15 protein-coding genes are annotated in these 14,032 nt (G+C 53.1%); 9 read left to right on the top strand and 6 right to left on the bottom strand.

Annotated elements, in window-relative coordinates; genetic code table 11:
* Positions 1-206: 206 nt before the first annotated feature.
* The 9 genes from MWU61_RS15810 (at position 207) to MWU61_RS15850 (ending at position 6,829) form a co-directional block, all read left to right on the top strand.
* Positions 207-1,292, top strand: a complete 1,086-nt coding sequence (locus MWU61_RS15810; protein WP_247129400.1) for an isocitrate/isopropylmalate family dehydrogenase — start codon at positions 207-209, stop codon at positions 1,290-1,292.
* A complete protein-coding gene (locus MWU61_RS15815; RefSeq protein WP_247129402.1) occupies positions 1,292-2,314 on the top strand; it encodes a Gfo/Idh/MocA family oxidoreductase in 1,023 nt (340 codons plus the stop codon). Before MWU61_RS15810 ends, MWU61_RS15815 begins: the two co-directional genes overlap by 1 nt.
* On the top strand, positions 2,304-2,978 hold the full coding sequence (locus MWU61_RS15820; protein ID WP_247129404.1) for a GntR family transcriptional regulator: 675 nt from the start codon (positions 2,304-2,306) through the stop codon (positions 2,976-2,978). Before MWU61_RS15815 ends, MWU61_RS15820 begins: the two co-directional genes overlap by 11 nt.
* Before the next feature lie 75 nt (positions 2,979-3,053).
* Entirely contained in the window at positions 3,054-3,665 is a 612-nt protein-coding gene (locus tag MWU61_RS15825; RefSeq protein ID WP_247129405.1) for a ribonuclease D, read from the top strand.
* Positions 3,666-3,674: 9 nt separating this feature from the next.
* Positions 3,675-4,283, top strand: coding sequence for a hypothetical protein (locus tag MWU61_RS15830; RefSeq protein ID WP_247129407.1), 609 nt, complete (start codon positions 3,675-3,677; stop codon positions 4,281-4,283).
* Between the two features lie 20 nt (positions 4,284-4,303).
* Positions 4,304-4,777, top strand: a complete 474-nt coding sequence (locus tag MWU61_RS15835; RefSeq protein WP_247129409.1) for an LptA/OstA family protein — start codon at positions 4,304-4,306, stop codon at positions 4,775-4,777.
* Positions 4,777-5,529, top strand: a complete 753-nt coding sequence (gene lptB, locus MWU61_RS15840; RefSeq protein ID WP_247129410.1) for an LPS export ABC transporter ATP-binding protein — start codon at positions 4,777-4,779, stop codon at positions 5,527-5,529. The genes MWU61_RS15835 and lptB overlap by 1 nt, the downstream gene beginning before the upstream one ends.
* Before the next feature lie 234 nt (positions 5,530-5,763).
* The gene (gene raiA, locus MWU61_RS15845) at positions 5,764-6,339 is read left to right on the top strand and encodes a ribosome-associated translation inhibitor RaiA (protein WP_247129412.1); all 576 of its coding nucleotides are present in this window, start codon (positions 5,764-5,766) and stop codon (positions 6,337-6,339) included.
* 25 nt (positions 6,340-6,364) lie between these two features.
* On the top strand, positions 6,365-6,829 hold the full coding sequence (locus tag MWU61_RS15850) for a PTS sugar transporter subunit IIA (protein ID WP_247129414.1): 465 nt from the start codon (positions 6,365-6,367) through the stop codon (positions 6,827-6,829).
* Between the two features lie 4 nt (positions 6,830-6,833).
* On the opposite strand, the gene MWU61_RS15855 is transcribed toward MWU61_RS15850, so the two are convergent.
* The 6 genes from MWU61_RS15855 to cysQ all read right to left on the bottom strand — a co-directional run bounded on the left by MWU61_RS15855 (position 6,834) and on the right by cysQ (position 13,979).
* A complete protein-coding gene (locus MWU61_RS15855; RefSeq protein WP_247129483.1) occupies positions 6,834-8,267 on the bottom strand; it encodes a sulfotransferase family 2 domain-containing protein in 1,434 nt (477 codons plus the stop codon).
* Positions 8,264-9,967: a beta-1,6-N-acetylglucosaminyltransferase gene (locus MWU61_RS15860; protein ID WP_247129416.1), complete on the bottom strand. Its 1,704-nt coding sequence runs from the start codon at positions 9,965-9,967 to the stop codon at positions 8,264-8,266. The genes MWU61_RS15855 and MWU61_RS15860 overlap by 4 nt, the downstream gene beginning before the upstream one ends.
* The gene (locus MWU61_RS15865) at positions 9,964-10,944 is read right to left on the bottom strand and encodes a glycosyltransferase family 2 protein (protein WP_247129417.1); all 981 of its coding nucleotides are present in this window, start codon (positions 10,942-10,944) and stop codon (positions 9,964-9,966) included. The genes MWU61_RS15860 and MWU61_RS15865 overlap by 4 nt, the downstream gene beginning before the upstream one ends.
* A 170-nt stretch (positions 10,945-11,114) precedes the next feature.
* Complete coding sequence (locus MWU61_RS15870; RefSeq protein WP_247129419.1) at positions 11,115-12,137, bottom strand: glycosyltransferase family 2 protein; 1,023 nt, start codon at positions 12,135-12,137, stop codon at positions 11,115-11,117.
* Between the two features lie 3 nt (positions 12,138-12,140).
* A complete protein-coding gene (gene galU / locus MWU61_RS15875; RefSeq protein ID WP_247129421.1) occupies positions 12,141-13,034 on the bottom strand; it encodes a UTP--glucose-1-phosphate uridylyltransferase GalU in 894 nt (297 codons plus the stop codon).
* A 147-nt stretch (positions 13,035-13,181) separates the two neighbouring features.
* Positions 13,182-13,979 carry a 3'(2'),5'-bisphosphate nucleotidase CysQ gene (gene cysQ / locus MWU61_RS15880; RefSeq protein ID WP_247129484.1) on the bottom strand — a complete coding sequence of 266 codons (798 nt, stop codon included), beginning with the start codon at positions 13,977-13,979 and terminating at the stop codon, positions 13,182-13,184.
* Between the last annotated feature and the right edge of the window lie 53 nt (positions 13,980-14,032).

Below are 14,032 nucleotides of genomic sequence, written 5' to 3' on the forward strand. Positions count from 1 at the left end.
ATACTGTCCTTCTTTTTCCAATTGCAGTGCGCAGTAGAAATTTGATGTCGTTATTAACATTTTCCCCCTGCCCTCCAAAGGGTTTCTTCGCGTATGAGTAATGCATACTAGTGTGTCACCAGATAAATATGCATTATTGCATTTTTTAACGTATGCATTAATTATAGTGACTGTCAAACTTCTTTGACTGTCTAAGGGGAACTATAATGACCAAATCGTTTCAAATTGCCGTTTTCGATGGTGACGGTATCGGACCAGAAATCATGGGGCCGACGGTCGCGATTCTGAATGCTATGGCAAAGAAAAGTGACGCCTATGATTTGGTTTTCACAAACCTGCCTGCAGGCGCCGCGTATTATGCGCAAACGGGTGATGGGCTCCCTGCTGAATCCATTCGCAAAGCATCAAAGTCGGATGCGATCCTTTTATCCGCGATGGGGCTGCCTGAGGTCCGCTATCCAGACGGCACTGAAATCTCGCCGCAGATCGACCTACGCAAAGAATTCAATCTATTCGCCGGCGTGCGCCCTGTGCGCGTCGTCCCCGGCGGCCTGACCCCCCTGAAGATGCCGGAAGGCAAATCCATCGACTTCGTGCTGATCCGTGAAAGCACTGAAGGGCTTTTTCATACCCAAGGCACCGGCGAAGTCACAGAAGACTACGCACGCGAAACCTTGCAGATCACACGCAGCGTTTCGGAAAAACTTTTCGCTTTCGCGTTCAATCTCGCTAACGATCGCAAGGCACAAGGCCGCGGTCCGGGTCGGGTGACCTGCGTTGATAAAGCAAATGTGTTTCGCTCTTTTGCATACTTTCGGGGCATCTTTGATGAAGAAGCGGCGCGCCATCCTAATTTGACCGCTGACCACGCCTATGTGGACGCAACAGCCCTTTGGATGGTGCAAAAACCATGGGACTTTGACGTAATGGTCACTGAAAACATGTTTGGTGATATTTTATCCGACCTTGGGGCCGGGCTAATGGGCGGGCTTGGCCTCGCGCCGTCAGCTGACATCGGACTGCACCAAGCAGTGTTTCAACCATGCCATGGATCAGCGCCGGATATCGCAGGCGAAGGCAAAGCAAATCCCTTTGCGATGATCCTGTCTGCCGCCATGATGCTGGAATGGCTTGGCACAAAACATGACATTGCAGCGATGCTGGGGGATGCAGCAAAGATCAGAACAGCGGTCGATGCAGCCGTTGCCAACAAAACATCCGTAACAGCTGACCTCGGCGGTTCATCAACGACCAGTCAGGCAGCAGCAGCAATCGAATTGGCGGTGACCTAATGCTGAAGGTAGCCTGTCTCGGCGCGGGGTTCTTTAGCCAGTTTCATCGTGATGGCTGGGAACGGATTGATCAGACCGAAATCGTGGGTGTCGCGGATCATGACCCGGACAAAGCATCCGCGACAGGCTACCCAAGCTATACGTCCTTGTCCGACATGTTGGCGGCGACCGCACCAGATATTCTTGATATCGCGGTGCCGCCCAGCGCACATGCAGAAGCCATTCGCACAGGTCTGAACGCGGATCTAAAACTGATCATCTGCCAAAAACCGTTTTGCACGTCTCTCGAAGAAGCACGGGAAATGACAGCTTTGGCGCAGGCCAAAGGCATTCCGCTGATCATTCACGAAAACTTCCGGTTCCAACCTTGGTATCGGGTCATAAAATCGGCCATCGACGATGGCGCAATCGGGGCACCGCTTCAGGCGACATTTCGATTACGGCCCGGCGATGGCCAAGGACCGGACGCGTACCTCGCGCGTCAGCCTTACTTCCAACAGATGGAACGCTTCCTTATCCATGAGACCGGCGTGCATTATATCGATACGTTCCGGTTTATGTTTGGCAACCCAACCGCGCTTTATGCTGACCTGCGGAAGGTGAATCCCGTGATCGCAGGAGAAGACGCAGGGCTGGTCATGTTTGACCATCCGAACGGAATGCGCTGTCTTCTGGACGGCAACCGCAACCTTGATCACGCTGCCACAAATACGCGCTGCACAATGGGTGAAGGGCTGTTTGAAGGCACCGAAGGAACCATCACCTTGATGGGCGACGGATCAGCGCAGTTGCGTCAATTTGGTAGCACTATAGCTAAAGAGATAATATCGCAGGATAATTCGGGAACTTTTGGGGGCGATTGTACGTTTAGTCTCCAGAAGTGTGCCGTGGAGTGCCTTGTGGACGGTGGCGCATTCGAAAACGATGCGAATGATTACCTCAAGGTAATTGAAATCGAGGCGGCAGTTTACAGGTCGGCGCGATTGATGAGAAAGGTTGAATTGTTAAGTAATGACCAATAGCGCAATACCGACGTCAAATACGATGGTTGCAATCGAGCAGTTGAGAGATCTGATTTTCTCGGGTCAGCTTGGTGCTGGAACGGATCATCTGGAAAGTGAACTTGCGACACGACTAGGCATGTCTCGCACCCCCGTCCGTGAAGCGCTTTTACGACTAGAAGGCCAAGGTCTATTGAAGGTTCGCCCGCGCAAGGGCGTCCGCATCACCCCGTTTTCCCCACGCGATATGGAAGAAGTCTACGAAGTCCTAACAGAGCTTGAAAGTCTCGCCGCGGCAAATGCCGCAAGCCGCAATCTGACAGACGCCGATCTGGCGGTTCTATCCCAAGCCATCGTGGACATGGACACAGCGCTTGTGCTGGACCGCCGCGAAGATTGGGCCGCAGCCGACGACGTTTTTCACAGCGAACTTGTGCGTCTTGGGAATAACGAACGCGTCCGCATGATTGCGGAAGTCATGTCAGATCAGGTCCGTCGGGCGCGGCTTGTCACACTTTACATGCGTCCCGCCCCGACCAAATCAAACGACGATCACCGTCAGGTCGTTGACGCCATCCGGTCCGGCGATCCTGAACGTGCGCGCACTGTGCACAGGCAACACCGGATCGCGGCCAAAGACATTTTGCTGAACCTGTTGGAACGTCATCACCTTAGCAGTCTTTGACCGATACGCGTTGCGTTCAGTTGCGCTTCACCATTGTAGAGCCTATCTGCAATTGACCGACTTGGAGCGCACATTATGGCCAATCACCTTTACCAAAACGATCTGCCTGATGGCCTAAATCTAGGGCCAATGGTCGCTATTGATTGCGAAACGATGGGGTTGAATCTGCATCGGGACCGCTTGTGCTTGATCCAAATGTCCAGCGGCGACGGTGATTGCCACCTTGTTCAGGTCGCGAAAGGCCAAACCGAAGCACCCAACCTGTGCAAGATGCTGGCCGATCCCGGCGTCGTCAAACTGTTCCACTATGGTCGCTTTGATATCGCGGCGATGCACAACGCGTTTGGGACACTCGCCGCCCCTGTGTATTGCACCAAGATCGCATCGAAACTGGTTCGCACGTACACGGACCGCCACGGATTGCGGAACCTGCTGCACGAAATGATCAGCGTCGATATTTCCAAATACCAACAGCAAAGCGATTGGGGCGCGGAAACCCTGACCGACGCACAGCTGAATTACGCGGCCTCTGATGTGTTACACTTGCACAAACTCAAGGCCGCATTTGACGTTATGCTCGCACGTGAAGGGCGGACCGAAATGGCGCAAGCCTGTTTCGATTTCTTGCCAATGCGTGCGAAACTTGATCTGGACGGGTGGCCCGACGCGGACATCTTCGCACATTAAGGACGCAGCGTGGCAACCTATAAGAACTTTCATACGTGGTTTGTCGGGTGGGTGAAAATCATCCTGCCGCTGGTTGCGATTGGATTGTTGTCCACCATGTTCCTGTTCGCCCGCAGCCCGTCTGAAACACCAGATATCCCCGTAGCTCAACTGGAAGAACTAGCGCGTGAACAACAGATCACGTCACCGCAGTTTTCCAGCGTGACCGACGATGGATCAGTCGTCGCGGTGTCCGCCAAGAACGCAAAACCCGAAAGCGGCAGCGCAACGACATTGCTGGTCGAAGACCTAAACATCGCCATCGACTTTGCGGATGGGACAACCATGAGTGTCACATCAGGCATGAGCATCCTGAATAGCAAAGATCGAACCGCACGGCTGAACGGACTTTCCCGTGTCACAACATCCAGCGGCTACACGATGGAAACTGTCGGCATCAGCGCAGACCTGCGCACGGGGGAAATCATCTCTGACGGTCCCCTTGAGGTACACGCCCCTTTTGGTGAACTGTCGGCAGGCAAAGTACGGATAGCAGTATCAAAAGACGGCGACGGGCAGCAGATGCTGTTCACACAAGGCGTCCGCCTGCTATACACGCCCGAGAATACACAGCCTTAAGGGCCGGAAGGACAGACCAGATGATCAGATCGATCGCGCTTTTTGCCTTGCTTTTGGCTAGCCCCGTGATGGCCCAGACCAACATTGATTTGGGCGGTATCACGACCAATCCGAACGCTCCGGTCGAAGTGGCAGCCGACAGCCTTTCGGTCGATCAGGATTCGGGCACGGCGGTTTTCGAAGGCAACGTTCTGATCGGCCAAGGTGATCTTCGGATTGGGGCTGCACGGGCACAGGTGGTTTATGATGGCGCCACCGGCGGTATCGCCAGTTTTGCCGCAAGCGGCGGTGTGACCTTCACGACAGCCACCGAAGCCGCGGAAGCGCAAAACGCCAACTACGACCTGACCAATGGAAAACTGGTGCTGTCCGGTGAAGTCCTGTTGACCCAAGGCCCATCCGCTTTGTCAGCAGACCGCATGACCATCGACGTTGAAACAGGCAACGCCCAAATGGAAGGACGCGTGCGCACCGTGTTCCAGCAGGGCAACTGATGAACGACCTGTCTGTTCAAGACGGCGACGTTGGCCTGCGCATCGTTAATCTGCGCAAAAGCTATCGCAAGCGGACGGTCATTCGTGACGTCAGTATCGACCTTGGACGTGGTGAGGTTGTGGCGCTGCTCGGTCCAAACGGGTCCGGCAAAACCACCTGCTTCTATTCCATCGCGGGCTTAGTGACGCCGGAAGGCGGGCAAGTCATCATTGACGGTCGCGAGGTCACGACCCTACCGATGTATCGTCGCGCAAAACTTGGCATCGGCTATCTTCCGCAAGAAATGTCGATCTTTCGGGGCCTGTCGGTCGAGGACAACATCAAAGCGATTCTTGAAATCGCAGTGCCCGACAAGAAAAAGCAGCGCGATCGGCTGGAGGAACTGCTATCCGAATTTTCCATTGAACACCTGCGGCGGGCACCCGCGCTTGCGCTATCGGGTGGTGAGCGGCGACGCGCCGAAATCGCGCGTTGCCTCGCGGCTGGGCCAAAATATGTACTGCTTGATGAACCCTTTGCGGGCGTCGATCCAATTGCTGTGGGTGAAATCCGCCACCTTGTTGCAGACCTGAAAAATCGGGGCATTGGTGTGCTGATCACCGACCACAACGTCCAAGAAACGCTGCAAATTGTGGACCGCGCCTACATCCTGCACGACGGTAAAGTGCTGATGAGCGGAACAACCGAAGACGTCATTAAAGACGAAAACGTACGGCGCGTTTACCTTGGGGATAGCTTTCGGGTCGTATAGATCGGTTCACCTATTAACCACTCCAGCATTGACAAAACGCGGAATTGAGCGCCCAATGTAAAGGATGACAGTCAAGTTGATCAACCTTCGCAACTGCTGGGCCGCCTCGGCCGATGTCTTAGGCAAGACACTGAAAAACTTGGCGTTATCATCCTTCCCAATGTACACGACCGCCGCCTAAAAAGGCGTGTTTTGCCTGCGTTCCGGCGTGTACCAGTCAATATAGGAGACCCGATGCGGTATCAGATCAGTGGTAAGCAAATCGACACAGGAAACGCTCTTCAAACGCACGTTAAGGACGAGCTTGGGGTTATGCTGGATAAGTACGCAGGGCGGCCAACGGACGCCAATATCGTCTTTTCCAAGTCTGGACATGAATATGTTTGCGAAGCGATTGTTCACTTATCAACGGGTTTGACGGCACAAGCGACCGGTCACGACAACGAAATTTACGCAGCATTTGACGCCTGTCTCGAAAAAATGGACAAACAGTTGCGTCGCTACAAGCGCAGGTTGAAGGATCACCACAAGGAACGATCACAACCAGTTGAACTCTCGGACGCAGGGTCCTATATCCTCGCTCCAACAGATGAGTCGGGCGAAGCGGAGCAAGATACAGTCAGCGCAATGATTATCGCTGAGACAGAGACAAAAATTCCGTCCCTGTCCGCCGGCGAAGCGGTGATGCAAATGGAATTGGCCAACGCCCCGGTACTGGTCTTCCGCAACGAGAAACATAACGGAATCAACGTCGTTTATCGGCGTGATGATGGGAATATTGGTTGGGTCGATCCGAAAACGACGGACTGAACTAATCGATTGAAGAGTGGGTTGAATGGAACTTTCTACGATCTTGAAGGCTGAGGCCGTAAAAACGCTGACGTCTTGCACAAGCAAGAAGCGTCTCTTTCACGACCTCGGCGATATCGCAGAAACCGCTTATGGATTTCAGCCAGGCGATGTCATCGATGCACTCATCAATCGCGAAAACCTAGGACCAACCGGTGTGGGACATGGCATCGCCCTGCCCCACGCCCGCCTTGCCGATGTGACCCAAGTCTGCGGCATGTTCCTGCGTTTGGAAAAACCGATCGACTTTGATGCGGTTGACCGTCAGCCCGTCGATCTGATCTTTGCCCTGTTGGCACCTGAAAATGCGGGTGTGGAACATCTGAAAGCGCTCGCACTTGTGTCGCGGACGATGCGCGATCCGGATATGCAAGCAAAGTTGCGCGCGAACGCGGATCACGGGACGTTGCACACGATCCTGACGGAAACGCAGGCGACACAAGCGGCCTAAGCCGTTACGCCCAATCCCCGAAACCAAACGCAATGTAGTCGCGCTGATAAGCATCACGGGCGGCTGCTTCGACGTCCGCGTCGTATATCTGCCCGAGACGTTCGGCATGCGGGTCGGTCACGTCTGGCACGCCCGGCATCGTTTCACGTCCAATATGCGCAGCCAAAATCGCCAGATCGTGGCCCAACCTGTCTTCGCGCATGATCAAATCAGGAATCGTGAAATCCGACATTCCTTGCAGCAACGAAAGCTGCGACGCCCAAGCCGGATCAACACGCAGGCTGGTCTGCCCGGTCAGGTTCTTTTTCAAGAAACCCAAGAACGCGACGAATGCTGCCTTATGAACAGCCGCATCATAACCCTGATCAGGGTCACGCAGCGGATCAAACTTGGGGATCGGTAGCCCAAACTGTTTGATGAGAGTCTCACGAACTTCTGGAAAGCTATCGTTTTTCGTCGACAAAATCCGATCACAGAACGCAGCATGCGCGCGCGCCAGAGGATGACGTAACACGGTGAACGTCCGGTGATCGGTATAGGCAGCCTTCCACTGGCGCAGACTTTTCTGACTGAATGTTGTCAGCACCTCTGCACCATCATCCAGCTGTGACAACCAATCCGACACGACGTCAACAGGTCCAGATTTTAATGGCAAATACAAAAGCGGCGCACGTGGGGCAGCAATGTACGTTGGCACATTCGGCCCCCGACGCGGTTCAAAATTCGGGGTGCGGTTCAGGTTAAAACGATCCATGCGGGCCAGCGCATGCGCCATCGCATCAAAGTTTGTGACTTTGCTATCCAACGGTTCCGGATTTTGCTTTTTCAGCTTTTGGTCAAGCGCTTCAATCCGGCTTTCGCAGCCCAAAAACGCAGCCAAACCGTTCATCACGTCGACATCTTGCAGGTCCTCGTACGCTACATAAAACGCCGTTTGTCCTGTCTTCTGCAGACCATTCAGTAACGTCACCTGAAACGCCTGCAGTTCTGCCATATGCCGTTCAAATTCGGCGGCATTGAAGGCCACCGGTTCTTTTCGCGCATGTTTAACGTTCGTCAGTTTCCACTGACCTGTCGCCTTCGCGATTTTCCAACTGACATAGCTGTCGATTGGATTGCGTGTCAGGATGATCTTGGCACAGCGCGGGTCGGGCAGGATCGCGTCCAATGCACGCGCATCGTGGTTATTAAAGAACCGGAACCCGCCAAGCCCGTGCGTCTTTGCCTTGATCTTTTCTATCAGGCTAACAGGGTCCGCTTCGCGCATGTCACGAGTCACGCCGAGCACGTTGTCGACATTCGGGAAGCCCACAAAGTGCGGGTTAAACGCTTCGCCGTGACACGTCAGACCATCAAAACTGTTGATATTGGCTTCAAGAAAATTCGAACCGGTCCGCATTTCGGCAAACACAACAAAATAGTCAAAACGCGACATTATTTACGCACCAGATAAGGTTTCCGTGTTTTCGCCTTCGGCGCGGGAATTGCGTTCTCGACAGGGAAATCACCCATCAAATAGGGATGCATCCCTTGGTTTTTCAGGTTCTGCAAGAATTGCCCGAACCCTTGTAAATCAACCATGCGCGGCGCTTCCGTCAACGTGCGCACAGATTTCCCCGTCATTTCATCGACAATCGTTTGCAATGCTTCCATCGGGCTATCAATGAAATCAGCCATCGTCCAAATGCGCACGCGCGCCTTGGTGTCTGCCTCTCGCAACGCCATCAGGTGTGCATTTTCAATCCGTTGCATCCGCGCGGCATCAACACGGATATCGGCAAAATTACGGTTCGAAAGGAACAATGGCACAGCCCACGCCCCCGAAATGACGGAAATCTGCGCATTGCGATCACGAATGAAGGTCGGCGCGATCTTTTGATTGTCTTCGGGGCCAAACTGGAACGCCTGCCGTTCACCGCGGGTATTCCAGATCAGGTTCGTCAGGAACATATGCGGTTGATAATCGCGCAACACCGCACTGTTCGACATCGCACCCTGAAAATAGTCCTGACGCCCGTCAAACATCACCTTTTCAGGGTGATACAAGTGGCCATGCACCCGTGCACCTGTTTCCTTGGCAAGCCAGAATTCAAAATTCTCGAACAGTTCGACGAAGCCTTCAAAGACCGAATAGGGCGACGACGTTAGCCCGTTTTCACGGTCCATACGCGGCCAACGGCTTTGCATATAAAGACCGGGACGTCCCAAGGTCCGTCTATCCACAGCCTTCGCAAAAATGCGGTCAATCTTGCCTGGATTGGGTTCGGCCGCCTTAAACGCGGACGGATCAGGGTTCAGAAACGTGCTGTAAAGTCGGTTCGCATGTTGCCACGTTTTACGCGCAACAAAACAGTCAGACCGCCGCAAAAGCTGGAGGTGATCGTCGTAAAAGATGTGTGGTTTGCCCTGAAAGTCGAACTTCGACAGAGTCAGCGACCGGCTTTCAATGTTTTGCGAATAGAGCCGGACAAGCGTCTGGAAATAGCTTTCGTCGGGGATCCAGACCTTCTTGAAATACTTATCATAAGCGGGTCGATCAGGGTCCTGCAAAATCGCCGACACCGTCTGCCGCGTCAGACACCACCACTGCGACCCCATGTGTGGGACAAGACCGGCAGGGATACGCCGTCGAAATCCAGCACGGCGTTGCAGCCGGACATAAGCGTCAAACAAGCGACGGTTCTTTTTCCACGAGAACGGGAAGCGCAGAGTAAACCGTTCTTTATCCAATCCGCCAACAGTCCAAGGCACATCTGCGGTCGTCGCACTTTCGATAAAATCGGTACGCGGGCGACCATCAAGATAAGTGCGCAATTCCTCAACAGGGCGCAGCGGCAGACACGAACCAGAGGCCAGATAGACGTGGCGCACATCCGGAAAGCTGGTCAAAATCATCTCGGACGCGTTTTGGGTCGCGGCGACCATGCCCCACGTGCCCCATTCACATCGGAAGCGTTTTGAAAATTTAACAGTCTTCAAAGGCGATAGGTTGCGCTGAAACGCCTTAAACGTCCCGTCCGGCACGCTCGAATCGACGTGCACGACGACTGGACACCCGCCCTTCACCCAATGGCGGATGACCTGTTCGGCGCGATCGAATGCAGTGTGCACCAGAATGACGATACCAACGGTGCTCATGCCCAGTTTCCTTTGGACATGATCCCCAGAATTTCCAGCTGACGCCAGTTGATGTATTTCTCGGACCACTTGCACCACAAATCGGGACTGTCTTTCAGACCCTCTGCGTAGGCCTTGTATTCAGCACTATCCGCATAGTGTTCACCGCGCGCCAGTTCTTCGGCGGCCTTGGCACCGATCGTGTCGATAAACTTCATATGCAGCAGCACACCAGACGCTTTTTCACCGCCCCATTCATCATAAACAAGGTTCAGCCCGCGCGGCAGTAACATGTGTGTCGAACTGACATAAGTGTAATCGCTTGACCATTTGACCAAGGGAACCTTGTTCAATGCAGGTGCCTGCCTCGGATTGTCGGCAAAGAATGCCCGTGCACGGGGGCCACCCTGGATCCACAGATTGCGGTACTTGCCATTGCGACTGATCGTATAATTTCCAGCATCGAACCAAGGTGCGATATCCAGCGGATTGGTGTCCCGCTGGTACGGTTTGTCGGTGACTTTGCCCTTCGGATACATGTCCAACATCATCGCGCCAAATGACCGGATGTTGGAACTATCCAACCAATCGGTCAGCGCGCGCACAGGACGCGTATCGCAGAACGGGAAGATAAAGAATTCATCGACATCGACAGTCAGTGTCCAATGATCTTCGGCATAGCGCATCTGCAAATAGGTCAGCCAATCAATGCCGAACCGCGATTTTTTGTAGCTGGCTTTGGTAGACCACACCGAAACATCAGGCTGATTGGCAAGGTATTCCGCGCCACCATCATCGCTGCCGTTATCCACGAACAAGAAATGATCGACACCTAAGTCACGGTAGTATCTTAAGAAATACGGAAGCCGCACATCTTCGTTCCGCAACGTGCAGAACAGCAAAATATCATTGGGCCGAATTTCACTGGTCCGATTGGCAAGATTGCGCAGTTCACGACTTTTGCGGCGGGCGCGTAATTTATAACGCTTCCGCTTCAACCGAAGTCGATATGATGACAAAACGCTCAACCGTGCCTCGTTTTTGATCGTCTCTTTCTTGTGATACGCGAACGCGGTTAATTCCGTGTTGCGAGTGATCTCAAGCCGAGCCCTATTTGGGAACAATCAATAGCAAGACCCTGTGATTAAACAAGGTTTAGCAATAACGATCAGTCCGGCCAGTCGCCTTTTGACATCAGTCCACATGCGACAAGCTGTTCCCAGCCTTCATATTGGGTTGACCCTTCATACCACAAATCAATGTCGTTGATCAGGGATTGATAGTAATCTGCATAAAGATCAGAGTTTTCAAAGTGTTCGCGCCGCTGCCGTTCCTCTGCGGACTTTTCGCCGATCGTGTTCAAAAACTTGCTATGCAGCAAAACACCCGACGGCAAACCATCTACTTGGCTGTCGAAAACATGGTTCAGCTTGGTCGGCAGCATGTGATGCGTAGAAGTGACGTAAGCGTAGCTCTTTTTCCAATGGACCAGCGGCACTTTATTCAGGGTAGGCGCACGTTCAGGACGGTCTTGGAAAAACACACGGTCGCGCACACCGCCTTGGATCCATTCGTTCTGAAACTTCGGGTTTCGAGTCCGGCGGTAGTTATCCGCATCGAACCAAGTCAATGCGTCGGTGGGATCGTCACCCGCGGCATAAGGTTGCTGCGACAACGGACCTTTGGGATACATATCCAACATGATCGCACCAAATGACCGGACCTCGCGGGTTTGCAGCCATGCGGTCAAAGCGTTCAAATCCTGCGTTTCCCAATCTGGGTAAATCAATGCTTCGTCCGCATCGACGGTTAAACACCAATGCCCCGCCGCATATTGCATTTGAAGCCACGTCAGCCAATCCATGCCAAAACGGGATAGTTTATAACTGTCCACCGTCCGCCAAAGCGACACGTCAGGTTGGTTTTCTAGAAATGCGGTCGTGCCATCGTCGCTGCCGTTATCAACAATCAGGAAATGGCGCACACCCAGCTTGCGATGATGATCCAGAAAGAACGGAAGCCGTAAGAGTTCATTCCGCAAAGTTGCAAAACATAAAATATCGGACGGCCGTATGTCGCCCGTCCGATCCATCATTGTTTTGAGTTGTGACCGCTTGCGCCATGCGCGCAGCAAAAACCGTTTGCGCCTAATCCGCAGCCGGTAAGTTTGCCAAGCGGAAGACGTGGTCACAAGTTACTCAGCGGCGATCTGCGGGGCAACGATGTCGCGCAAGTAGGCGGAAAGATCATCACGCAGTTCGGGACGGGACAACGCGAAGGCGACAGTCGCCTGCAAGAAACCTGCTTTCGATCCGCAATCGTAACGCTGCCCTTCGAAACGGTAACCAAAGATGTCGCGACCTTCTTCAAGCTCCATCGCGATCGCGTCAGTCAGTTGCAGCTCACCGCCCGCTCCCGTAGAAATTTTGCTGAGGTTGTTCATAACTTTTGGGGTCAGGATGTAGCGGCCAATGACAGCCAAATTTGACGGCGCGGTACCAGCCGCTGGCTTTTCGACCATGCCTTTGGCTTTCACCAAATTATTGCCATCGTTTACCGCATCCAAAATCCCGTAGGATGATGTCGCTTCCGGGGACACTTCCATTGTTGCGACCATTGCGCCGCCGGTTTCTTCGTAAGCATCAACCATCTGCTTCAAACAGCCGGTTTCGCCTGCGATCACATCGTCAGGCAGCATAACTGCAAATGGTTCATTCCCGATCAAACGACGGGCACACCACACGGCGTGACCAAGGCCCAGCGCCTTATGCTGGCGAATGTAGGCAATCGCACCGCTGTCCATGTTCGTGGACTTCAGCGTGTCGAGCAGTTCGGTTTTACCAGACTTGCGCAGCGATTGTTCCAGCTGCGGAGAGTGATCAAAATAGTCTTCCAACGCACCTTTGCCACGAGACGTAACAAAGATAAATTCCTTGATGCCAGCTTCACGAGCCTCATCAATCGCGTACTGAACTAGCGGTTTGTCCACCAGCGTCATGATCTCTTTCGGAACAGACTTCGTAGCAGGCAAGAATCGTGTGCCCATACCAGCAACAGGGAAGATCGCCTTGGTAACTTTCTTCTTCATAAGTCTACTCCATACATTAGTAATTCAAAATTTTTGATACAATTGATGCTAACTTTATCCAATCCCTATCAATTTTGAGAGGGGAAAAAGGATACTTTGCCGCCAATAAGTATCGAATTGCATCATATGGATAGCCAATGCGGCAAATTAGGGCTGCTTTAGGTCGACGCCCGGCGCGTAAGCGATGAAGAACGGGTTCGCAAAAATCTCTTTCCCGTAGCGCAACGGCGTGTGGTCATCAAAACGCACAACGTCACCACCAGCACCGGTAAGAACAGCATGACCCGCCGCTGTGTCCCATTCCATCGTCCGGCCAACGCGCGGGTAAATATCAGCTTCACCCGTCGCGACGAGACAGAATTTCAGCGAAGACCCTGCGCTTTTCATGTCTTTGACGTTGTATTTATTGATGTAATCATCCGTCGCCTGATCGCGGTGGGATTTAGATGCGACGACCATCAGCGCATCGTTATCTGGATTTGTCACCTTGATCGGCTTCACGGCACCAACGGTATCCTTTGCAAAATCACCACTTTCCTCGACCGAAACACCATCCGCATCTGTAAAGAACATACGACCCTTCGCAGGCGCATAAACAACGCCGCGCACAGGAACGCCATCAACGACATACGCGATATTCACTGTGAAATCGCCGCGGCGGTTGATAAATTCCTTCGTGCCATCCAGCGGGTCAACAATGAGGAACGTGTTAGCCGTGACCGAATGGGACGCCGCCTGCTCTTCTGTTACAAGGGCGAGGTCAGGAAACGCGGCACGCAATCCATCGCTGATAATCGCATCAGCGGCTTCATCAGCAATCGTCACAGGACTGTCGTCACTTTTCGACTTCACTTCAAAATCTGGACCGTTGTAAATTTCCATAATTTTGTCGCCCGCCTCTAGGGAAAGACGGCGCATTATTGTGGTGAGAAGATCATAGTCCATCATACTACCTGCCATTTCGGCCCAGCTATTGCTGGAAATATTGAAAATTAAAG

Origin of the sequence: Loktanella sp. F6476L (assembly GCF_023015725.1) — a bacterium.
Taxonomy (GTDB): domain Bacteria; phylum Pseudomonadota; class Alphaproteobacteria; order Rhodobacterales; family Rhodobacteraceae; genus Yoonia.